We start from the raw sequence: 3663 nt of genomic DNA, 5'->3' as shown, positions 1-3663 counted from the left end.
GGCGGTTCGGGCGCCGGATCGCTGGCCTGTACCGGCGGCGTCGGATCGACGGGCGGGTTGTTGATGTCGCCTTCGGTCGGCACCGGCACCGGCGGCAGCTCGGATGGCGGTGGTGGCGGCTCGGTCTCCGGCGCTACCGGTTCCGGCGGCGGGGTGGGTTCGAGCGCCGGTGGAGCCGCTGCCGGTGTCGCCGGCGTGATCAGTGTCGAGCGCAGGTACCAGTTCTCTTCGCTGCCGGCGCTGACGCCGCCCTTGAACAGATAATATTCGAAGGCACCGGCGGCGACCGGTGCGTCGAGCGCAAAGGTGGAGGCGCCGGAGGTAGCGCCGTTGACCGCCTGGACGACCATGATGCCGTCCTGCGTGGTCGCCGCACCGGCGCCGCCGAGATTGACCACGGTGATGCCGGTCGAACCGGAAGCCGTTCCGCCCGACAGGACCAGCCGGTCGGATGCGGAACTATCGTCACCGAGCTCGGTCTGGATAAGCAGCAGGCCACCCAGTCCGGTATAATTGCCTGATATCGTCAGCCGATCTGTCGCGCCGGTGCTGCCGTTGGTCAGGTCGATGCGTCCGGCATTGGTGACCTGCGCCAGCTGGCCGGCCGTGAAGGCCTGGATCGCCGCGTTGAAGCCGCCGCCGAACAGCGTGCTGGCGGCATCGACACTGAGCGATCCGGTGCCGGTGCCGCTGTCGCCGAGCACCAGATTGCCGTCCAGCGTCAGCTCGGTGTCGTTGGTGGCGTTGATGGTTTCCCAGTTCTGGACTCTGGCGATCCCGTCCAGATCGACGTTGTCGAAAGTCAGCGTGTCGGTACCGAGACCGCCGTTTATTGCATCCGTGCCACCGAGATTGGCGTTGGTGAGGTTGCTGAGCTTGGCGGTGTCGTTGTCGCCGCCGAGATCGACAGCGCCATAGATGATGCCGCCGCCGTTCCAGACGAAGTTGTCGGCGCCAAAGCTCATCAGGATATCGCCGCCGACCGTGCCGCCGGTGACCGTCACGCTGTCATTGCCGCCGCTGACGCTGATGTTGCCGCCGATGGTGCCGCCCGACAGGATGATCGTGTCCTCATCGAAGCCGGTGACGAGGTTGCGGTCGATGGTCCCGCCGGACATGTTGAAATAGTTCTTGTCGAGCTTCATGTTGACGCGGCCGATGCGACCGCCGGTCATCACGGCGCGGTCGCCATCGTCGAAGAAATCGACGATGCGGCCGCCGGTCATGGTGAAGGTGTCGAGGCCATCGCCCTGGTTGAGCGAACCGATTTGGCCGCCGCTCATGTTGAAATCGTCGATGCCTGCGCCCTGCTGGACATTGCCGGCGACAGTGCCGGCGCCAATGGTAAAGAAATCCGTGCCGCCGCCCTGATCGACGGTGCCTGTGATGGTGCCGGACTGCATGTCGATGCGGTCCGTGCCGACGCCAAAGGTGACGTTGCCTGATATCTGCCCGGTGCCGCCGGCGGGAAAATTCAGCGTGTTGTCGCCGTCGGCATCGGCGAGGCTGCCGCCCGATGAGCCGCTATCGCAGGTGTAAACGGTGTTCCCGGCGGATGGGCCCAGCACGCATGCGGCAAACGCAGCGGAATTGGGCAGCAACGCAAAGGCTGTAGTTGAGAGGACGCTAATAAGCCATGGATATAGCTGGCGCGGCCTTCGCCGTAGCAAAGCAACTGCTCCTTCCGCATCCTCCGAACGACTGTTCTGAGGCCCGTTCTTCAGATGCCGCATCGCGTCCCTCTCGATTCGCGATTTCAAGCCCCCGCCCGGCGCCGCAATGAAGACACAATTCACTCGATTTTACAAAGCCTAATCTGCCCTGCATGGTTGCTAATCTGCCCTGCATGGTTGCTAAACTGCAAAGACTACTGAAATGGTCTGGCGCAGCGCGTGGTTGGCGTGTCCGTGGCTCATGCTTTAGGATCGCCTTGGGCCGAAGGATCGAGGGCCTGTCACGGGTCGATGAAAGGACATCGCATGGCAATCAGGGACGCATTCGGCCTGACGCTTTCGGGCGCTACGGAGGCGGGATTCACGCCCTACAGCCAGGCGGTGCGTGAACTGCAGTGCTTCATCGGCGATCCCGTAGCCTCCATCGACAGCGCCATCGCGGAAGATCCCGGCTTCGTCATGGCACATGTCTTCAAGGGCTATCTCTTCGGCCTCGCCACCGAGCGGGAGGCGACGGCGGTGGCCAAGGCTTGCCATGAAGCGGCACTGCCGCTAGCCGCGACCACGCGCGAGCAGGCGCATGTCACAGCCCTTGGTCACCTCGCCAACGGGCGTTGGCATCAAGCCAGCCGCATTCTTGAAGATATCACCATCGAGACCCCGCGCGACGGGCTGGCGCTGCAGGTCGGCCACCAGATCGATTTCTTCACCGGCAATGCCCGCATGCTGCGCGACCGTATCGCCCGCGCCCTGCCAGCCTGGCAAAGCGGCATGCCCGGCTACCACGCCATGCTCGGCATGCAGGCGTTCGGGCTGGAGGAAATGGGTGACTATGTCAGGGCCGAACAGCTCGGCCGCTCGGCGGTCGACATGGAGCCGCGCGACGGCTGGGCTCAGCATGCCGTCGCCCATGTCATGGAAATGCAGAGCCGGCAAAGGGATGGCATCGCCTGGATGCGCGCCAACCCGGAAGCGTGGACAAGGGAGAGTTTCCTGCAGGTCCACAATTGGTGGCACCTCGCGCTGTTCCATTATGATCTCGGCGAAACGGATGAGGTGCTGGCGCTCTATGATGGCCCCATCTACAGCGTGCAATCGACGATGGCGCTCAACATGGTCGATGCCTCGGCAATCCTGTGGCGGCTCCACCTCGGCGGTTTCGATGTCGGCGACCGCTGGGGAGCGCTCGCCGCCAACTGGCGCAAGGCCGGCGCCGGCCTTTATGCCTTCAACGATGCCCACGCCATGATGGCCTTTGTCGGTGCAGGGCTCGATGCGCCAGCCCTCGCCTTGCTCGAGACGCAGCGCGAAGCCATGCGCGGCAATGACGACAATGCGGCTTTCACAAGGGATGTCGGCCATCCGCTGACGCTCGCCATCAAGGCGTTCGGTGAAGGCAGCTACGCCGAGACCGTGCGCCTGATCCGGCCGATCCAGTCGATCGCCCATCGTTTCGGCGGCAGCCACGCCCAGCGCGACGTCATCGACCTGACACTGATCGAGGCGGCCCTGCGCGCCGGTGAAGGTGCGCTGGCCAGGGCGCTCACGGCAGAACGTTCGATGGCGCGACCCGACAGTCCGCTGTCAGCGCTGTTTTCGCGACGCGCCGTCGATTTGTCGGAGAATTGACCCGAAGCGGATCTTGTTTTAAAAACTGGCCAAGCCAGATTTTTTCGAGACCCGAAAAAATTAATGGCATGGGAGGAAGTCATGTATCTCGGCCTCGATCTCGGGACATCGGGCGTCAAGGCGCTGCTGATCGATGCCGGGCAAACCGTCATCGGCTCCGGCCATGCGCCGCTCGATGTTTCACGCCTGCATCCGGGTTGGTCGGAACAGAATCCCGACGACTGGATCCGGGCCTGTGAGGAGGCGGTTGCCGACCTCAAAGCCAGGCATCCCGGGGAATTCGCCGCGGTCAAGGGTATTGGCTTGTCCGGCCACATGCATGGCGCAACGCTGCTCGACGCCGCCGACAAGGTGCTGCGGC

The 3663-nt window shown here is 64.0% G+C and carries 2 protein-coding genes and 1 pseudogene; 2 read left to right on the top strand and 1 reads right to left on the bottom strand.

Going from position 1 to position 3663, the window contains the following annotated elements; translation table 11 throughout:
• Positions 1-1733, bottom strand: a pseudogene (locus tag EN935_RS26365) (autotransporter outer membrane beta-barrel domain-containing protein); the annotation flags it as partial.
• A gap of 246 nt (positions 1734-1979) precedes the next feature.
• Here EN935_RS26365 and EN935_RS26360 point away from each other — a divergent pair.
• Together EN935_RS26360 and EN935_RS26355 are read left to right on the top strand one after the other, a co-directional pair.
• Positions 1980-3302 carry a tetratricopeptide repeat protein gene (locus EN935_RS26360; RefSeq protein ID WP_127262790.1) on the top strand — a complete coding sequence of 441 codons (1323 nt, stop codon included), beginning with the start codon at positions 1980-1982 and terminating at the stop codon, positions 3300-3302.
• A gap of 81 nt (positions 3303-3383) precedes the next feature.
• Positions 3384-3663, top strand: a 280-nt coding sequence (locus EN935_RS26355) for an FGGY family carbohydrate kinase (protein WP_245489053.1), incomplete at its 3' end; no start/stop codon positions are given.

This window comes from Mesorhizobium sp. M7D.F.Ca.US.004.03.1.1 (assembly GCF_003998635.1).
GTDB lineage: Bacteria > Pseudomonadota > Alphaproteobacteria > Rhizobiales > Rhizobiaceae > Mesorhizobium > Mesorhizobium loti.
The sequence above is the reverse complement of the archived record's forward strand: the minus strand, read 5'-3'. Positions and strand labels throughout refer to the sequence as shown.